General features: G+C 46.1%; 16 protein-coding genes and 1 tRNA gene. 5 read left to right on the forward strand and 12 right to left on the reverse strand.

Annotated elements, in window-relative coordinates; translation table 11 throughout:
* Positions 1-1,603: NB-ARC domain-containing protein (locus tag MICAI_RS20715; protein ID WP_039900627.1), on the reverse strand; the 1,603-nt coding region annotated here is incomplete at its 3' end.
* A 202-nt stretch (positions 1,604-1,805) separates the two neighbouring features.
* The gene (locus MICAI_RS20720) at positions 1,806-2,195 is read right to left on the reverse strand and encodes a hypothetical protein (protein WP_008206731.1); all 390 of its coding nucleotides are present in this window, start codon (positions 2,193-2,195) and stop codon (positions 1,806-1,808) included.
* A gap of 738 nt (positions 2,196-2,933) precedes the next feature.
* Between MICAI_RS20720 and MICAI_RS20725 the strand changes: the two genes are divergently transcribed.
* Positions 2,934-3,161 carry a hypothetical protein gene (locus MICAI_RS20725; RefSeq protein WP_002756907.1) on the forward strand — a complete coding sequence of 76 codons (228 nt, stop codon included), beginning with the start codon at positions 2,934-2,936 and terminating at the stop codon, positions 3,159-3,161.
* Complete coding sequence (locus MICAI_RS28020) at positions 3,158-3,433, forward strand: ParE family toxin-like protein (RefSeq protein ID WP_012265764.1); 276 nt, start codon at positions 3,158-3,160, stop codon at positions 3,431-3,433. Before MICAI_RS20725 ends, MICAI_RS28020 begins: the two co-directional genes overlap by 4 nt.
* 118 nt (positions 3,434-3,551) lie before the next feature.
* On the opposite strand, the gene MICAI_RS20735 is transcribed toward MICAI_RS28020, so the two are convergent.
* The 5 genes from MICAI_RS20735 to MICAI_RS20755 all read right to left on the reverse strand — a co-directional run bounded on the left by MICAI_RS20735 (position 3,552) and on the right by MICAI_RS20755 (position 7,835).
* A complete protein-coding gene (locus MICAI_RS20735; RefSeq protein WP_002756909.1) occupies positions 3,552-4,208 on the reverse strand; it encodes a class I SAM-dependent methyltransferase in 657 nt (218 codons plus the stop codon).
* Positions 4,209-4,308: 100 nt separating this feature from the next.
* Positions 4,309-4,662: a DUF1257 domain-containing protein gene (locus tag MICAI_RS20740; protein ID WP_002731874.1), complete on the reverse strand. Its 354-nt coding sequence runs from the start codon at positions 4,660-4,662 to the stop codon at positions 4,309-4,311.
* Positions 4,663-4,796: 134 nt separating this feature from the next.
* Positions 4,797-6,308, reverse strand: a complete 1,512-nt coding sequence (locus MICAI_RS20745) for a stress-responsive protein Ycf46 (RefSeq protein WP_008206734.1) — start codon at positions 6,306-6,308, stop codon at positions 4,797-4,799.
* 79 nt (positions 6,309-6,387) lie between these two features.
* The gene (locus MICAI_RS20750; RefSeq protein WP_008206736.1) at positions 6,388-6,783 is read right to left on the reverse strand and encodes a hypothetical protein; all 396 of its coding nucleotides are present in this window, start codon (positions 6,781-6,783) and stop codon (positions 6,388-6,390) included.
* 296 nt (positions 6,784-7,079) lie between these two features.
* A complete protein-coding gene (locus tag MICAI_RS20755; RefSeq protein ID WP_008206739.1) occupies positions 7,080-7,835 on the reverse strand; it encodes an amino acid ABC transporter ATP-binding protein in 756 nt (251 codons plus the stop codon).
* 198 nt (positions 7,836-8,033) lie between these two features.
* On the opposite strand from MICAI_RS20755, the gene MICAI_RS20760 reads away from it, so the two are divergent.
* The gene (locus MICAI_RS20760; protein ID WP_008206740.1) at positions 8,034-9,545 is read left to right on the forward strand and encodes an ABC transporter permease subunit; all 1,512 of its coding nucleotides are present in this window, start codon (positions 8,034-8,036) and stop codon (positions 9,543-9,545) included.
* Between the two features lie 271 nt (positions 9,546-9,816).
* On the opposite strand, the gene MICAI_RS20765 is transcribed toward MICAI_RS20760, so the two are convergent.
* The 4 genes from MICAI_RS20765 to MICAI_RS20780 form a co-directional block, all read right to left on the reverse strand.
* Positions 9,817-10,302, reverse strand: coding sequence for a bZIP transcription factor (locus MICAI_RS20765; RefSeq protein ID WP_008206742.1), 486 nt, complete (start codon positions 10,300-10,302; stop codon positions 9,817-9,819).
* Positions 10,303-10,309: 7 nt separating this feature from the next.
* A complete protein-coding gene (thiD, locus tag MICAI_RS20770; RefSeq protein WP_008206744.1) occupies positions 10,310-11,110 on the reverse strand; it encodes a bifunctional hydroxymethylpyrimidine kinase/phosphomethylpyrimidine kinase in 801 nt (266 codons plus the stop codon).
* Between the two features lie 6 nt (positions 11,111-11,116).
* Positions 11,117-12,364, reverse strand: a complete 1,248-nt coding sequence (gene ftsZ, locus MICAI_RS20775; protein WP_008206746.1) for a cell division protein FtsZ — start codon at positions 12,362-12,364, stop codon at positions 11,117-11,119.
* Positions 12,365-12,556: 192 nt separating this feature from the next.
* Positions 12,557-13,378, reverse strand: coding sequence for a cell division protein FtsQ/DivIB (locus tag MICAI_RS20780; protein ID WP_008206749.1), 822 nt, complete (start codon positions 13,376-13,378; stop codon positions 12,557-12,559).
* Between the two features lie 245 nt (positions 13,379-13,623).
* Between MICAI_RS20780 and ctpC the strand changes: the two genes are divergently transcribed.
* Positions 13,624-14,916 carry a carboxyl-terminal processing protease CtpC gene (gene ctpC / locus MICAI_RS20785; RefSeq protein WP_008206751.1) on the forward strand — a complete coding sequence of 431 codons (1,293 nt, stop codon included), beginning with the start codon at positions 13,624-13,626 and terminating at the stop codon, positions 14,914-14,916.
* On the opposite strand, the gene MICAI_RS20790 is transcribed toward ctpC, so the two are convergent.
* Entirely contained in the window at positions 14,906-15,091 is a 186-nt protein-coding gene (locus MICAI_RS20790) for a hypothetical protein (RefSeq protein WP_008206753.1), read from the reverse strand. The genes ctpC and MICAI_RS20790 overlap by 11 nt on opposite strands.
* Before the next feature lie 191 nt (positions 15,092-15,282).
* Here MICAI_RS20790 and MICAI_RS20795 point away from each other — a divergent pair.
* Positions 15,283-15,355, forward strand: a tRNA-Gln gene (locus tag MICAI_RS20795).

Genomic DNA, 15,355 nt, shown 5'->3' on the forward strand with positions numbered 1-15,355 from the left:
TGCCTAAATTATTGTAGGATACCGCTTCACCCCCCCGATCACCGATTTCCCGATCGATTGCTAAGGATTGTTGATGAAACTCGATCGCTTTTTGGTATTCTCCTAGGGAATAGTAAACATTGCCTAAACTGGTGAGGGATGCGGTATATTTCCAGTTGGTTTGCTCCTCCTGTTGTTGGTAAACAGTGACTAATTCAAGGTAATAATCGGCCCGGGTTTGATAATACCCCCGTCGGGTGAGAAAATCCTCGATAGCACGGAGAATATCAAAAGCATTGTCGTACTCGGTTAACTGATAGCGATGATAGAAAATTTCTAGGTAAGGTTGCACATCGTTGAGGATTTCCCAGGAGTCGGGTTGAGCAATAGAAAGATAATAGGCGATCGCTTTTTGGTGTAATTCCCTTTGATCGCCGGCTTTGTATTGTGCATATTCCCAAACTAAAGGCTGAAAACTAAAAATTCGCTGGCGATTTTCCTCTTTTTCTTCTAATAATGATCGTCGCTGTAATTCTCGCAGATCTGCCGTGATCTCGGATAGTGCGATCTCTGGGTAATTATCCATCACCGCTTTGGCTGCCAGAGAATCAAATTCTCGGCGATAAATGCTGGTTTTAGTGAATAATTCCTGCTGTCTTTGGCTAAGTCGCTGAAAACTAGCATCTAAAACTAAAGCAATTCCCACTGTCTCTTGACGATGACTCCCCACCACCTGCGGATCGCTCAAAAGTTGCGATAAATTTCCTAATCCTAAATCCTCTAACCTTTCTAAACTGGGGTTTTGCGGAAATTCTGCTAAGATTAAATCCGCCACCAATCGCAGGAGTAATGGATGACCATCCACCCGTCGAGAAAAGTTCTCTAGATCCCCTGTTATTTGCGATTCCGCTAACAATTGCGCCCCTTCAGGAGGTTTCAAACCTTTTAGCTCAATCCAACGGTTAAAACCCCTAGTTTTTGGCTTTTCTCTGGTGGTGACTATAATTTTGCTGGTGTCACCTTTTTCTATCCAAGCAGTGAAAAACTGCTGATAAAATTCATTATTCCAAGAACCATCTTCCCCTAATAAACTCTCTAGATTATCGATAATAATTAGGTGGCGATGGCGTTGCAATTGTCTGATTAAAGCTTCCTGTAAATCTATTTCTTCTTTGGGGACGGGATAACCAAATTCCGTCAGGAATTGGCGAGCTAAACCACTAAATCCCCCCAGATTTCCCGCTTCCCACCAAAAGCGTTTTGGGAATAAATCTTCATCGTCCCCTAGGGAAGGATCGAGGGTAATTTCCTCCTCAAAAATTTTACTGGCTAGGGTAGATTTTCCAATTCCTCCAACTCCTTTGATGCCAATCATCGCAACATTTTGATCATTAAACCACTGCTTAATTTGGGTGATTTCCTCCTCCCTTCCCTGCCAATGGACGAGACTTTTTCGAGCATCTCCTCCCTTGAAAATACCCCCCGATGGAGTTTCCAATCGGTTTAAAAGTTCCTCGGAAAGTATTAGATTTTTAGTCTCGATTTTGCCAATTAAATTTACTTTAGATTGAGCCTGTGCCGTTGCCGATAGATTAATCTCGTTGGAATTAGTTTCTGAAGTCATGAGAAAAATTGGGGGTTTTCTTGAGATAAAAATTAGGATGGCTCTCTTGTCTTTCCTGTGATAAGTTTGATTAATCGATCGCTAGTTACTCTTTGTGTCCTTTGTGCCTTTGTGGTTCATCCTTCTCTTCTGGCAAATAGGGAATAATAAAATGTATTCAGTGATACATTTTACCCAACTAACCCAAGAGAGCCATTAGGATTTAGAAACTAACTGTATCAGCCTCAATTTTTCCTACCATTTTAACGGTACTATTATCATAAGCTGTGGCATTCATGGCGATATTTTCTTGATTGCCACTGTTGATAACTTGTTTAATTTGTTGTGCTAGGGTTTGGATTTCTTGGGCAAAATTGGGATCTTTGAGCATTTCTACCTGTAAAAAAGGAACCACTTGCTGTTCAATCATCGCCTCGGATTTGGTTTGTTCGGCTGCCGCTAAAACCTGAGCGGCGGTGGGTTCCTTTTGTAACTTTTGCTTAATTTTTTGCCACAATTCTACACCTTTATCCATTGCTCCTTCCGTTAATTTACCGATAACAGCTTCAAAGGCGATTTTAGCGATTTCGGCGGCGGCTAATTCGGCTAACATAATTATCAATTGCGAGAATTTTTCGCCATTCTAGCACAACGGCAACAGCAGTTGTGGACGGTTTAAATGTTTGGTTGACTGTTCAAAAAGTAAAAAACAAAACTCTGATATCGTTGCCACAACAGGATTGAGATTAGAGCGAAGCGGACGCGCTGGTAAGCTAAGACATATTTAGGGTTTGCGGCAAAAAGTACGGGCGAAGCATTCGGATAGAAAATCTCCGGTTTCACCGATAGGTTATTGCCCGAATGCTTCGCCCCTACAGGACGCGGGCCGATGAAGACGCAAAAATCTTGCACCTGTTTCGCTCGTAAAGCCACAAAACCCCTACCTTGCCTACATTTCACATTTATTCAGCAAACCCTATTTAAACTGCTTATTCTTAGATTAGCCGAATCTCCTCCAATTCCTTTACTGTTGCCTCTTGCCTCGTCTCAACAAGCAATTTAAATTACGAACAGCTTATTAATGCTTGAGCAGCCCTCAGAAGCCCTTTTATTGAAGCCCGTTATTCCCTAAAGTCGTTGACAATAAAGCTATAAGTAGGTAGGCACAATTATTTGTAGGATGGGTTAGCGGTAGCGTAACCCATGCGGGCGTTGGGTTTCATGCTTCAACCCAACCTACGTTCATTTTATATTTAATTCCACCCACCTACTTAGACAAACTTAAACCGTTAGATTGCAAGAGTAGAAAAAGTAGTAAAATAGTTCAATACCCGTAAAACATGAACAAAACATGACTACTCTATTGCAAAAAGCATTCACAGAAATCCAGAAACTGCCAGAGCATCTTCAAGATGAACTTGCTCAACAATTGCTGGAAGATATTGAAGGTGAATTAAAATGGCAGAAAAGCCTTTCCAACGAGGATCTGGAATTGGGAGCTTTAATAACAATGGCACAGGAAGCTCTGATAGAAGAACAAGAGGGGAGAACAGAAGATAAAGGCTTTGGGGAAGAATGAAGTCATCCAGAACCAAGAGGTTTCGTCAACTTTTTCTAAGTTTGCCGCAAAGGGTACAAGAAACAGCCAAGAAAAATTACCAGATTTGGAAAGAAAATCCATTTCACCCCAGCCTAGAGTTCAAAGAGGTGAAACCAAGAGAAAAAATCTGGTCAGTCAGAGTCGGCATTGGATGGCGAGCATTAGGGATTAAGAATTCAGAGGAAGAAAAGATAGTTTGGTTCTGGGTTGGATCGCACTCCGAGTATGACAAGATTCTAGGTAAGAATTAGAAGCGATCTAACAAATCACTGCACCCGACCTTATGCTAAAGTTATCTAAATCATCCCAAGTCATTGGCGGCGGGTGATGGGCAACGTTAGACCTACACCCTCTGAGTGTTAACGGTGACTATAATCCTAGAGAGGATTCTTTTTTTCCTATCACTGCATAGAAGGGATCAGCAACCATAATTCCTAACATTTGCAGGAAACTGGGGGTAGTAGCAGGACGAACGATCGCCTGTACTTCCCTAAATCCCGCCACCGATTTAAAATAGGATTTCACTAGGGCCACCCGGCCTAAATCGCTATTATCGCGCCAAGCAGCGATCGCTTTTTGGTAAAACATCCGATTGGAAAAACTGACCACCACCAGACCATTAGGCTTTAAAATGCGATACAGTTCCGCAAAAATCGCCTCTGGATACTGCAAATACTGCACCGACACCGTGATTAACACCGCATCAAAAGAACTATCCCCTAGGGGCAATTTTGGCTGTGCATTGAGGTCCTGGACAAAATAACTATGCAAGCGGGGATTTTTGGCTAACTCCTCCCCATTCATCCCGTGACCTTCGATATGCTCAAATTCCATCTCCTCCGGTAAATGGGACACCCAGCTGCTCATCAGGTCTAAAATGCGCGTATTCGGCGATAAGATCTCTCGGTAGAGAGCGGTTAATCGATCGATAAAACCCTCATCCACGTGGGTGACGAAGCGGGGAAAAGCATAAAAATCGCTGTCTTTGGTCGGATCGAGTTTAGTTCTTTCTTCGGGTCGGAGCATTTTTGTCAAGTTAATTTTACTATTCTTAACATACCCCAGAGACAGAAAAAAGGGTTAACCGAACTGGTCAACCCCTAGGCTTGGGAACGCGCTGTAAATCTTAGCTTTGAACGACTAGCTTAACGTTAGCGTTTTGCAGACCGCGCTGTTTCACTTCGGATAGGGTTTTGTTCACAGCGTATTTTTGGTTGATCGAGTTGATCAATTCGGTTTGATTGTGTTTTTTGGCTACACCCCAGAGGTCAGCGATTAAATCGAAACTGCCGTCGGTATTGCGGGACCAACCGAGATCATATTCGCCATCGAGAACAGCAACGATGTCGGAGCGAACCCGTTGACCGTTGTAACCACGAACATCAGCTTCGGTTTTTACGCTAATGCCGAGGTCGCGGAGAGAAGCTTTGAGGATTTCGGCATCGGTGATTTTGGTCCGGAGAGTGCTAAAATGAGACATTGGAATTTCCTCTTTGTAGATAAGAATCAACAACAACAGATTGAGAGTTAAAGAGTGCCGCCAAGCGGCTTTTCGAGGCATTGCTAGTCCCTGAGAACTAGCCTTTCATCCCGTTGGGAGCGGGCGAAAGTCTGTTAGAACTCCAATCGCTGGTACTCAGCGACGGAGGCCGAAGCAGGTCGGGCGCGTTGTCTGGCCCAATCACGCAGGGCCGTCACCTGTTCGGTCATGGTGCGAGATAGGGGCAGAGTCGCCTTAATCGCCGCAATAATGTCCAATTGCGTGAATTCGCGATCTTGGGCGAAGGCCTCATACATGGCGGCAATCAGCGCCTGTTCTATTTCCGCACCGGAAAACCCATCGGATACCTTGGCTAACTGCTCCAAATCGAAGCGAGAAATGTCGGAGCGTCGTTTAGTCAGGTGAATATTAAAGATATCTTGTCTTTCTTCGGAATTGGGTAAATCGACAAAGAAGATTTCATCGAAGCGCCCCTTGCGGAGAAATTCCCCGGGTAGCCGTTCAATCCGGTTAGCTGTGGCCATGACGAAGACGGGCGAGGTTTTTTCCTGCATCCAAGTCAGGAAGGAGCCGAAGATGCGGCTAGAGGTTCCCCCATCGGAATCGGCGGATCCTGTGCCACCGGCAAAAGCTTTATCTAATTCATCGATGAAAAGAATGGCCGGAGAGATGGATTCAGCAGTTTTTAGGGCATTACGCAGGTTAGCCTCAGACCGTCCCACCATGGAACCATCGTAAACCCTTCCCATATCTAAGCGCAGGAGCGGTAAACCCCAGAGGCGCGAGGTGGTTTTAGCAATTAAGGACTTACCACAGCCCGGTACTCCTAAAATTAGCATTCCTTTCGGTTGGGGGAGTCCGTAACCTCTGGCTCTTTCTGTAAAGGCATTTGAGCGCTGTTTTAACCATTTTTTTAGTTCTTCCAGACCGCCGACGGCATTGATGGTCTCGTCTTCTTCAACGTATTCTAAAATTCCGTTGCGGCGAATCAGTTGTTTTTTCTCGGAGAGGACGATTTCTACCTCGTCTTCCGTGAGTTTGTTCGCTTTTACATAGGCTTTGCGGTAAACTTTTTCGGCTTCATCTTTGGTTAAGCCTAAGGCCGCTTTCAGGAGTTTTTCCCGGACCTCTGTGGTGGTACGACGATTTTGATTTTTGCCTAGGTGTTGCGAGAGAACTGTATCTAACTCTCCCATGTCCGGCAGGGGAAAATCTATAACTACTACGTCTTTCTCTAGTTCTATGGGGACTTCTTGCAGGGGAGACATTAAAATAATGATTTTTTCGGTTCCTTTAAAGCTGGCGATCGCATCTCTTAACCAGCGATTGACCGGAGCGGAAGTGATGAACGGATGCAGGTCTTTGAAGATGTAGATGCCCGCTTCCCGTTGACGCACTACCCATTCGATCGCCGCTTCTGGCGACACGGTATTATGTTGACTGGTTTGGCGCGGTTGACCCAGTTCGATCATGCCGTGGGTAACAGTCCAGACAAACACCCGTCGATGTTGTGTATTTAGTTGGGCTATTTTGCTGATGGCTTCTTCCGCCCTTTCCTCCTCGGAGGTGACGAGGTAAATCAGGGGATACTGAGCCTTGACGAGAATTCCTAGCTCTTCTTTCATAACATCGACCCTATTTGTGGTAACGGTTTTGACCTTGGGCGGCTGATGGCTGTGGATGCCTTGTTCGGCTACTGAGAGTTTAGCAGGGAACTAAGGCCGCTTCTCCTTCGGCGGTTCCTTGAGCGCCAACGGGTTCGGGAACTTCGAGCGGGAAGTCGTCGCCCACTATTGCGGGCTGGCGTTTGATCGACCTTAGCCGATCTTCTTTCATTACTAACGCGGCATCACACTCGGGACAGACATGAACCTGATAGGTTTTGCCATAGGCGGCGGCTTCGATTTCTTCTACCTTTTCGGGGTATTTTAGGTAGAAAGCGATCGCTTTCTCCACCAGCCCTGACATCGATTCTTCATCGATTGCGGCCCTTATTTTTAGTTGACGATGGACTCCAGGGGGAAGGTACAGTGTGACTTTTTGCTTGTCTTGCATATCACTAAATTGGTTTACCCGGGTATGTGTCCCTACTATAACCACTGTCTTTCCCTCCTGTCAAGATGGTAAGCTGTTATAACGGCATAATTGTAATATTTCTTTACAATTGTTGGGGAAGTGGGGAGGGGGAATTATGAATTATGAATTATGAATTATGAAGTGGGGAGGGGGAATTATGAATTATGAATTATGAATTATGAAGTGGGGAGGTGGGGGGGTGGGGAAGTGGGGAAATTGAACTAAAACCCCAAAACCCCAAAACCCTAAAACCCTAAAACCCTAAAACCCCAACCCCCAACACCTAAAACCTGTCTCCTGTCTCCTGAATTGAGCAAACCCTAATTACTATTGATACGACTTAAAAAGGCTTGTAAGCGCTCGCTGTGGGGATTATTAAAGAAAGTGTCGGGATCACCTGCTTCTTCGATGACACCTTGATTAAAGAACAAAACCTTGTTAGAGACTTCCTTGGCGAACTGCATTTCGTGGGTGACGACTACCATAGTCATCCCCTCATCGGCCAATTGACGCATAACGTTTAACACTTCCCCGACTAATTCCGGATCCAGGGCCGAAGTGGGTTCATCAAATAAAATCACCTCTGGTTTCATGCAGAGACTGCGAGCGATCGCCACCCGTTGTTTTTGTCCTCCCGATAATTGGTCGGGATAAACATCGGCTTTTGGTGCTAATCCCACCTTTTCCAGATAATGAATAGCCGTATCCTTAGCCTCATTTTCCGGATGGTGTAACACTTGCTTGGGCGCTAACATCAAGTTTTGCAAAACGGTGAGATGGGGAAAAAGATTAAAGTGTTGAAACACCATACTTACCCGGCTGCGTAACTTGCGGAGGACTGATTGATTTAACTTCGGGGAAGAGATGTCAATTCCCATCACCTCCAAGCGGCCGCCGTTAATTGTTTCCAAACGATTGAGACAGCGTAAAAAGGTACTTTTGCCGCAGCCAGAGGGACCGATTACCGATACCACGTCCCCTTGATAAAGAGTGCCTGTAACTCCTTTGAGTACCTCTAAAGAGCCGTAACTTTTGCGTAAACCTTCACTAACAATCACAGGGGTGGTAGTGGTCATGATGTCCTCTCGTAAAAAATTTTACATTCTGTATAAAAGTATCCAGATTAGTTTCTGCTAGATTGTATCCTTGACGACATTTTATCAAGAGGAATAATCATAATACTCAAATAGTCTCTCTACATCTGTCTTAGGTGGCAAGTAGGGCGAAATCCTTAACTTAATTGAGTAAAAAAATCAAGGAGAAAAAATTAAAAAATGATTAAATTTTGGCGAGGGCGGGCGGTACAGAGAGTTATCTTTGCCTTGTTAGGATTAGTCTTGGTGCTTGGATTAAGTGTTATTCCCGCTTTTTCCCAGACTCCTCCTAATCCTTTTCGAGTCGCCACAGAAGCAACTTTTCCACCCTTTGAATTTCAACAAGGGGGACAATTAACCGGATTTGATATCGATTTAATGCGAGCGATTGGAGAGGAAGCTGATCTCAATATTGACTTTAGAAATTTACCCTTTGATGGCATTATTCCGGCTCTACAAGCGAGAACAGTGGAAGCCGCTATTAGTGGCATGACCATCACCGCCGAACGGGCCCAAGCGATTTCTTTTTCTCGACCTTATTTTAGGGCTGGTTTAGCGATCGCTGTTCGGGAAGATAATAAGACGATTAAAAATTTTGAAGACTTAAAAGGCAAAAGAATTGCCGTCCAAATTGGCACAACGGGAGCCTTAGAAGCGACAAAAATACCGGGGGCAACAGTTAGTCAATTTGACTCGGCGGCCTTAGCTTTGCAGGAATTAATTAATGGTCGAGTTGAGGCGGTAGTTAACGATAAACCCGTGACTTTGTATGCAATTAAACAAGCGGGTTTAAGGGGAGTAAAAGTAGTCGGAGAATTATTAACAGAGGAATTCTACGGGATTGCTTTACCCCAAAATTCCCCCTATCTCCAGTTAATTAATGATGCTCTCGGTCGAGTCATAGAAAGTGGTCGGTACGATGCTATTTTTCGGCAATGGTTTGGAGAAAAACCGCCAGAATTACCCTTAGTTGCCCCAGCTTTAAAGAATTTACAGGAATCGAGTTTTAACTGGGGAGAATTATTCTATAACCTGATTTTCAAAGGGGTTCCCTGGACAATTCTGTTAACGGTTCTGTCTTTTCTGTTCGGGTTAATCGGCGGAACTTTAGTGGCCATTGCCCTGATTTCTCCCTACAAATGGTTAAAAATAATTTGCCGCATCTATGTGGATTTCTTTCGGGGAACACCGATGCTGGTGCAATTATTCTTGATCTATTTTGGTTTGCCAGGGTTGTTCCGAGAAATTGGCTTAAATATCGACTTAGATCGTTTACCGGCGGCCCTATTTGCCCTAAGTTTAAATGTAGCGGCCTATTTAGCTGAAATTATGCGCGGCGGTATTCAATCGATCGATAATGGTCAATGGGAAGCTTGTTCTAGTCTAGGAATGTCCCCAGTGCAAACCATGCGCGAGGTGATTTTTCCCCAAGCTTTTCGCCGGATGTTGCCCCCCTTGGGGAATGAATTTATCACCCTAATTAAAGATACCAGTTTAGCGGCAGTAATCGGTTTTGAAGAATTATTCCGGCAAGGTCAGTTAATGGTAGCCACTACCTATAAAGCTTTCGAGATTTATATCGCTGTTGCTTTAGTTTATTTGGTTTTAACTACCCTTTCCTCCGTGGTATTTAAGCGCTTAGAGATTTATATGGATCCCCTACATAAATCTAAACAGGAACAGAAAGCCTAGGGGCAACAGATGGGAACTGAAACCGAGTTTAAGAGAATTGTCAGGGGGGTAACTTCCAGGCTCTCTTGGATTTGGTGGGTAAAATGTATTCTAAGATACATTCCTTCTAGCGAGGGGGTGGAACGAACCACAAAGACACAAAGGACACAAAGATTGATCGATCATATTGTAAGTTAAACTTATCACACAGAACCCAGAAGAGCCACTTCCCTGACTGTTAAAACCGACTAAGGGCAAGAAATTAAGCTTAAAATGCCGAGGTGGTAGTCAATCAGTCGGTCGAACCCGGGTTTCTAGAGGCAGAAATAAGCCAAAAAGCCCCTAAACCGGAGGTAAGAACCACGACAATAATTGACCCGACCAATAACCAACTATTTTTAGAAAATGGCTGTTTTGAAGCAGTAACGGTGATGGGACGAGTGACCGGGATTTCTTCCTTAACCCGCAGCGAAGAAGAGGGGGGTGTAACCAAACGGGGAGGAACCGGGATGACGAAGGAGGGTTCCTCGACGGGATTCCTCTCAAAACTCTTTACCACTTTTTCTAATCGTCTTCCCTGATCAACTACTGTCTCGATTTCCTGACGTAATTGCCGATTACTCTTGACAAGTTGCTGGTTTTGTGCTTCTAGAAATTCCACCCGTGCCTGGGTGGCCTGCAATTCTTTGACTAATTCCCGATAGACCGAGAGGGGAACCGAGGGGCGACCGGTGAAACCCTGGGGTCTTTGGGGGGAAATACGCGGCGTAGTGGTCATGAATCGACTAATTTAGGGCTTTTAAGCGGTAAAAATGCCCCACAGGACCGGTTCCTTGACCGATGGCGAGGGAATGCTCAAGGGCGTTAGTAACGTACTCCTTGGCTTTTTTCACCGCTATTTTCAGGTCATCACCCAAAGCGAGGTTAGCGGCGATCGCTGCCGATAGGGTACAACCAGTTCCGTGAGTGTTATTGGTTTCGACGCTTCTGGTCTGAAAAGTTTCCCATTCCTGTCCATCAAAGCAGATATCAACCCCACGCAGCCGACCTTTCATGCCTCCCCCCTTCACTAATACCGGTGTGGCCGACTTCTGGAAAATAATTTCGGCGGCCGCTTTCATCGTCTCAAAATCATTGATCTCAATGCCACTTAAAAGCTGTGCTTCGTAACGATTAGGGGTAACAATCGAAGCTAGGGGAATTAAACTATTAAAAAGACTATCTATAGCCCGATCATCAATTAATTTGGCTCCTACCCGCGAAACCATAACCGGATCCACCACTAAACTGATTAAACGCCAGCGCTCGATCGCCTCGGCCACTGCTTCGATAATCTCGCTGCTGAACAGCATTCCCGTCTTGACCGCTGACACACCGAAATCCCTGACCACGGCATCGATTTGGGCCGTTACCATTTCTGGACTTAGGGACTCGACGCGCTCGACCCCTAGGGTATTTTGGGCGGTAATGCAGGTAAGGGCGCTGGTGCCGTGAACTCGGTGGAAGGCGAAGGTTTTCAAATCAGCTTGAATTCCCGCCCCGCCACCACTATCGGAACCGGCGATGGTGAGGGCAATGGCAGTCATAGGAGGTTAGCGATCAAAAGGACGACGACGTTGCAAGAATTCGGGGATATCTAATCCTGCGGGTTTTGCTGGTTCGGGAGTCGGGGCCGGACTGGGTGCGGGGGTATTAATCACCACCTTGTTACTGGTGGGACGAGAGGGGGAATCGCCGGAAAAACCGGTGGCAATGACGGTAATTCTGACTTCTCCCTGCATTTTCTCGTCAATTACTGCCCCAAAGATGATATTAGCGTTGGGATCAACCACCTCATAGATAATTTCAGCGGCGGCATTGACTTCGTGTAGGGTTAGGTCTTGACCACCAGTGATGTTAAAGACCACACCTTTCGCCCCTTCGATCGAGGATTCCAGTAACGGTGAGGATATAGCCGCGATCGCTCCTTCCTTAGCCCGAGATTTTCCGGAACCGATGCCGATGCCCATTAGGGCTGAACCCGCATCGGCCATCACTGCCCGCACATCGGCGAAATCCACATTCACCAGACCGGGGATAGTGATAATATCCGAGATGCCCTGTACCCCTTGGCGCAGCACATCATCGGCGACCCGAAAAGCCTCCTGTAGGGGAGTTTCGGCGGGTATTACCTGTAATAACTGGTTATTGGGGATAATAATCAGGGTATCGACCCGACTTTGTAAACCGCCCACCCCTTCATCGGCCTGATTAGTGCGACGACGACCCTCGAAGGTAAAGGGACGAGTGACAACTCCCACGGTCAAACAGCCGATTTCTTTGGCAATTTCGGCCACAATTGGAGCGGCCCCCGTTCCCGTGCCGCCGCCCATGCCGGCGGTAATAAAGACTAGATCGGTTCCTTCCAATGCCTGGGCGATTTCATCCCGGGATTCTTCCGCCGCTTTCTGTCCGATGGCCGGATTGCCGCCCGCCCCTAGGCCGCGGGTTAATTTTGTCCCGATTTGTAACCTCTGGGGGGCGGAGGAATGGGCTAGGGCTTGCGCGTCGGTGTTAATTGCCCAAAATTCGATTCCGGTCACGCCACTGGCGATCATGCGGTTAACGGCGTTACAGCCCCCACCGCCGACCCCGATCACCTTGATCTTGGCGACATTGCTTGGCACGATGCGATTGCTACGACTTTCTTCTCGGGGTGTCATCTGTGATTCATGGGGACGAGTAAATAATACTCCAGCATTATTCTGAGAGTAATGATTATCTTCGCTCATAGCTGAACTGGCATAATCGTTACTGTTCAGATTGGGATAGATGGAAACAATTTCATTAATCGATGTCATTGGAATTGGAACACTCTTAGTACAAGATTCTGTTATTGGTTTGATGAATCAGAGATGCACCGTTAACACTATCACTAATATTATGTCTGTTCCAGTATCTACAGTATCAGTTTCTTTTTCAGAAAATCATAATTTGTGGTTTTTGCCAATACCTAAAGGGAATAATTGCGGTTTTTTGCTGATCAATTCCAGTTAATCTCGACCAGTTGCCGTTACTTTGGCAACCATAGGGGCTGGCTGCGGTTTTAATTGTACAGTGGGAGCATCGGGATTGCTCAGGTCAATGTAGATAATTCGCGCTAGGGGTATCTTGGATGACAATTGCCGTGATTGTACGAGAGCGGTTAACTTTTCGGGCAATCTATCCTTATAAAAACCTAAATAGACCTGCCCCAGTTCAGTTTTTAGTACAAGATTACTAGGATTGCGCCAATCGATGGCGGTAACTTTAATCGATAAGTTGTCAATTAAAGGATAAATTTTCTGCCACTGTTGTTGATATTGTCGGTCGTAACCAAGCACTTCTAGGCTAGGTAATTGGCTTTTGGGTAGAGTTCGACCATAATAGTTTTGAGGAATTATCGTTCCCGAGGCATCTAAAAAGCCTTGCTGTTGATGGGAACGCCAACGGGCAACAGGTTTTCTTTCTTGAATGGAAACAATCACTTTCGGGGGTAATAATTGCCGCTCGATCTTAACGTCGGCAATAGCGGGAATAGCCGCTAGTTTTGCTCGCAATTGATGGGTGGGTAATTCCCAGAGAGACAGGGGATAGCTTAATTTCAGCCAAGCGCGAATCGACTGGGGCGACATTAATTCCGTGCCTTCGATTTCCACCTGTCCGGCCTTGCTAATTGTCCAATAGGGCGAAGTCATCCCCCAAGCTAATCCCGCCGCTAAACCACTAACCACCAGAAAGCGACCTAGGGCTTGCCACACCTTTGATCGCCTTTGGTGGCGCAGGTTTTGTCGTTTTTGTTCCAGGGAGAGGGAAGAAAGGATTTGATCGCTCATGGGGAAAATCTCGGGCAGTTTTGCTGTTATCTTAGGTCGCGAGGTGGGCCGCTGGCAACTCGATCGCCACTCAAGTAATCAGTTTGACAAAGAAAGAGATAATCAATGTTATAACAGTATTAGTCTACAGGCGTTCTTTTGTCTGTCTCCAAGAAACCTAAACGCTCCTTTTTGCCAAGATATTTCGACGGTCAGCCCGAAAGAGCGTTCCGGCAAGAACAGCCTAATTTATCTGAAAATTACCTATGGTTATCAACAAACGCGGACTTGTTCTCGGTGCTACAGCAGTGGTCCTGTCTACCGTCGCCGTCACGGGGGCGGGATTCCGTCTCTCCCAAAGTCAAGCTTTTTTTCAGGAAAGTCCCAAGGAAACCGTTGATGAGGTTTGGCAGATCATCAACCGCACTTATTTAGATGGCACTTTTAATCAATCGGACTGGAACGCCATCCGCAGTGAGTATTTAAATCGTTCCTACAAAAATCAAGAGGAAGCATACACCGCTATCCGCGAGATGTTGAAAACTCTCAATGATCCCTATACCCGTTTTATGGATCCCAAAGAGTTTAACAATATGAAGATCGATACATCGGGAGAATTGACTGGGGTAGGGATTCAACTGACCAAAGATGAGAAAACTAAGCAGTTAGTCGTGGTTTCACCCATTGAGGATACACCTGCTTCTAAAGCCGGTGTGCTGCCCAAAGATGTGATTATCGCTATCGATGGTAAATCTACCCAAGGTATGGAACTGGAGCAAGCGGTGAGCATGATCCGCGGCAAAGTGGGGACAAGTGTTAAGATCACGATTCAACGGGGTGAGGAGAAAAAAGAATTGACTCTTACCCGGGCCAAAATTGAAATTCACCCAGTCCGGGCCCGCACGGAAAACACCCCGATCGGTAAAATCGGTTATGTCCGTCTCAATCAATTTAGCGCCCAGGCTAGTGGGGATATGAGTCAAGCGATTCGCGAATTAGAAGCCGAAGAGGTGAAGGGTTATATTCTCGATCTGCGTTCTAACCCCGGCGGTTTACTCTACGCCAGCATCGAAATCGCTCGGATGTGGATACCCGATGGTTTAATCGTCTCTACGGTCGATCGCAAAGGGGTGACGGAACGTCAACGGGCCAACAATCAAGCTTTGACTAATAAACCTCTGGTTGTCCTCGTCGATGGGGGTTCCGCCAGCGCCAGTGAAATTCTCTCCGGAGCTTTACAGGATCATGATCGGGCGGTTATTGTCGGTACGAAAACCTTTGGTAAGGGATTAGTGCAATCGGTACGCAGTCTCAGTGACGGTTCCGGATTAGCGGTGACGATTGCCAAGTATCTCACCCCCGACGGACGGGACATCAATAAAGATGGTATTCATCCCGATGTGGAGTCGGAACTAAGCGAGGAAGATCGCAAAAATCTTCAACAGGAGCGGGATCAGGTGGGAACCTTCCAAGATCCGCAATTCAAGAAGGCTTTTGAAATCCTCGAGCAAGAAATCGCAGACGCCAAGAAAAAACCCACCAATACCGCTAAACAATAGGTTGACATTTGCCCGCTCGAATTAAACCCACCCGACGGGCGATCGCTTCTCCCCGTTCGGCAAAAGGACCCCAGTATTGACCATTGACTGGGGGTTTTCCCTTTTCTAGGGCTATAATCTGACAAATTCCGGTATTTTCCCGGACAATGTACCAGTTTTGTGGGCTATTATCCATAGATTTTTCTCCTTAATCCCCAAACCCTAGGGTTGATTCATAGTAGGGTTGATTCATGAATCAACCCTACCCCAAACCCCACACCCTGCCCCCACGAAAAACTTTTTGCCGCAAACCCTAAGTAAAAAATTTTTATCAACTTCTTGACAAAACCCGGGAGATAAATGCTAATATTAAAAAGGTCTGTGCAATGGGGATTAGCCAAGCGGTAAGGCAGCGGGTTTTGGTCCCGCCATTTCCTAGGTTCGAATCCTAGATCCCCAG

The organism is Microcystis sp. T1-4, assembly GCF_000297435.1.
Taxonomy (GTDB): Bacteria; Cyanobacteriota; Cyanobacteriia; order Cyanobacteriales; family Microcystaceae; genus Microcystis.

What these genes read in the sequence shown, in the direction of transcription:
- MICAI_RS20720 (WP_008206731.1), bottom strand. Translation starts at nt 2,195, where the DNA reads ATGTTAGCCGAATTAGCCGCCGCCGAAATCGCTAAAATCGCCTTTGAA.
- MICAI_RS20725 (WP_002756907.1), top strand. Translation starts at nt 2,934, where the DNA reads ATGACTACTCTATTGCAAAAAGCATTCACAGAAATCCAGAAACTGCCA.
- MICAI_RS28020 (WP_012265764.1), top strand. Translation starts at nt 3,158, where the DNA reads ATGAAGTCATCCAGAACCAAGAGGTTTCGTCAACTTTTTCTAAGTTTG.
- MICAI_RS20735 (WP_002756909.1), bottom strand. Translation starts at nt 4,208, where the DNA reads ATGCTCCGACCCGAAGAAAGAACTAAACTCGATCCGACCAAAGACAGC.
- MICAI_RS20740 (WP_002731874.1), bottom strand. Translation starts at nt 4,662, where the DNA reads ATGTCTCATTTTAGCACTCTCCGGACCAAAATCACCGATGCCGAAATC.
- MICAI_RS20745 (WP_008206734.1), bottom strand. Translation starts at nt 6,308, where the DNA reads ATGAAAGAAGAGCTAGGAATTCTCGTCAAGGCTCAGTATCCCCTGATT.
- MICAI_RS20755 (WP_008206739.1), bottom strand. Translation starts at nt 7,835, where the DNA reads ATGACCACTACCACCCCTGTGATTGTTAGTGAAGGTTTACGCAAAAGT.
- MICAI_RS20760 (WP_008206740.1), top strand. Translation starts at nt 8,034, where the DNA reads ATGATTAAATTTTGGCGAGGGCGGGCGGTACAGAGAGTTATCTTTGCC.
- MICAI_RS20765 (WP_008206742.1), bottom strand. Translation starts at nt 10,302, where the DNA reads ATGACCACTACGCCGCGTATTTCCCCCCAAAGACCCCAGGGTTTCACC.
- thiD (WP_008206744.1), bottom strand. Translation starts at nt 11,110, where the DNA reads ATGACTGCCATTGCCCTCACCATCGCCGGTTCCGATAGTGGTGGCGGG.
- ftsZ (WP_008206746.1), bottom strand. Translation starts at nt 12,364, where the DNA reads ATGACATCGATTAATGAAATTGTTTCCATCTATCCCAATCTGAACAGT.
- MICAI_RS20780 (WP_008206749.1), bottom strand. Translation starts at nt 13,378, where the DNA reads ATGAGCGATCAAATCCTTTCTTCCCTCTCCCTGGAACAAAAACGACAA.
- ctpC (WP_008206751.1), top strand. Translation starts at nt 13,624, where the DNA reads ATGGTTATCAACAAACGCGGACTTGTTCTCGGTGCTACAGCAGTGGTC.
- MICAI_RS20790 (WP_008206753.1), bottom strand. Translation starts at nt 15,091, where the DNA reads ATGGATAATAGCCCACAAAACTGGTACATTGTCCGGGAAAATACCGGA.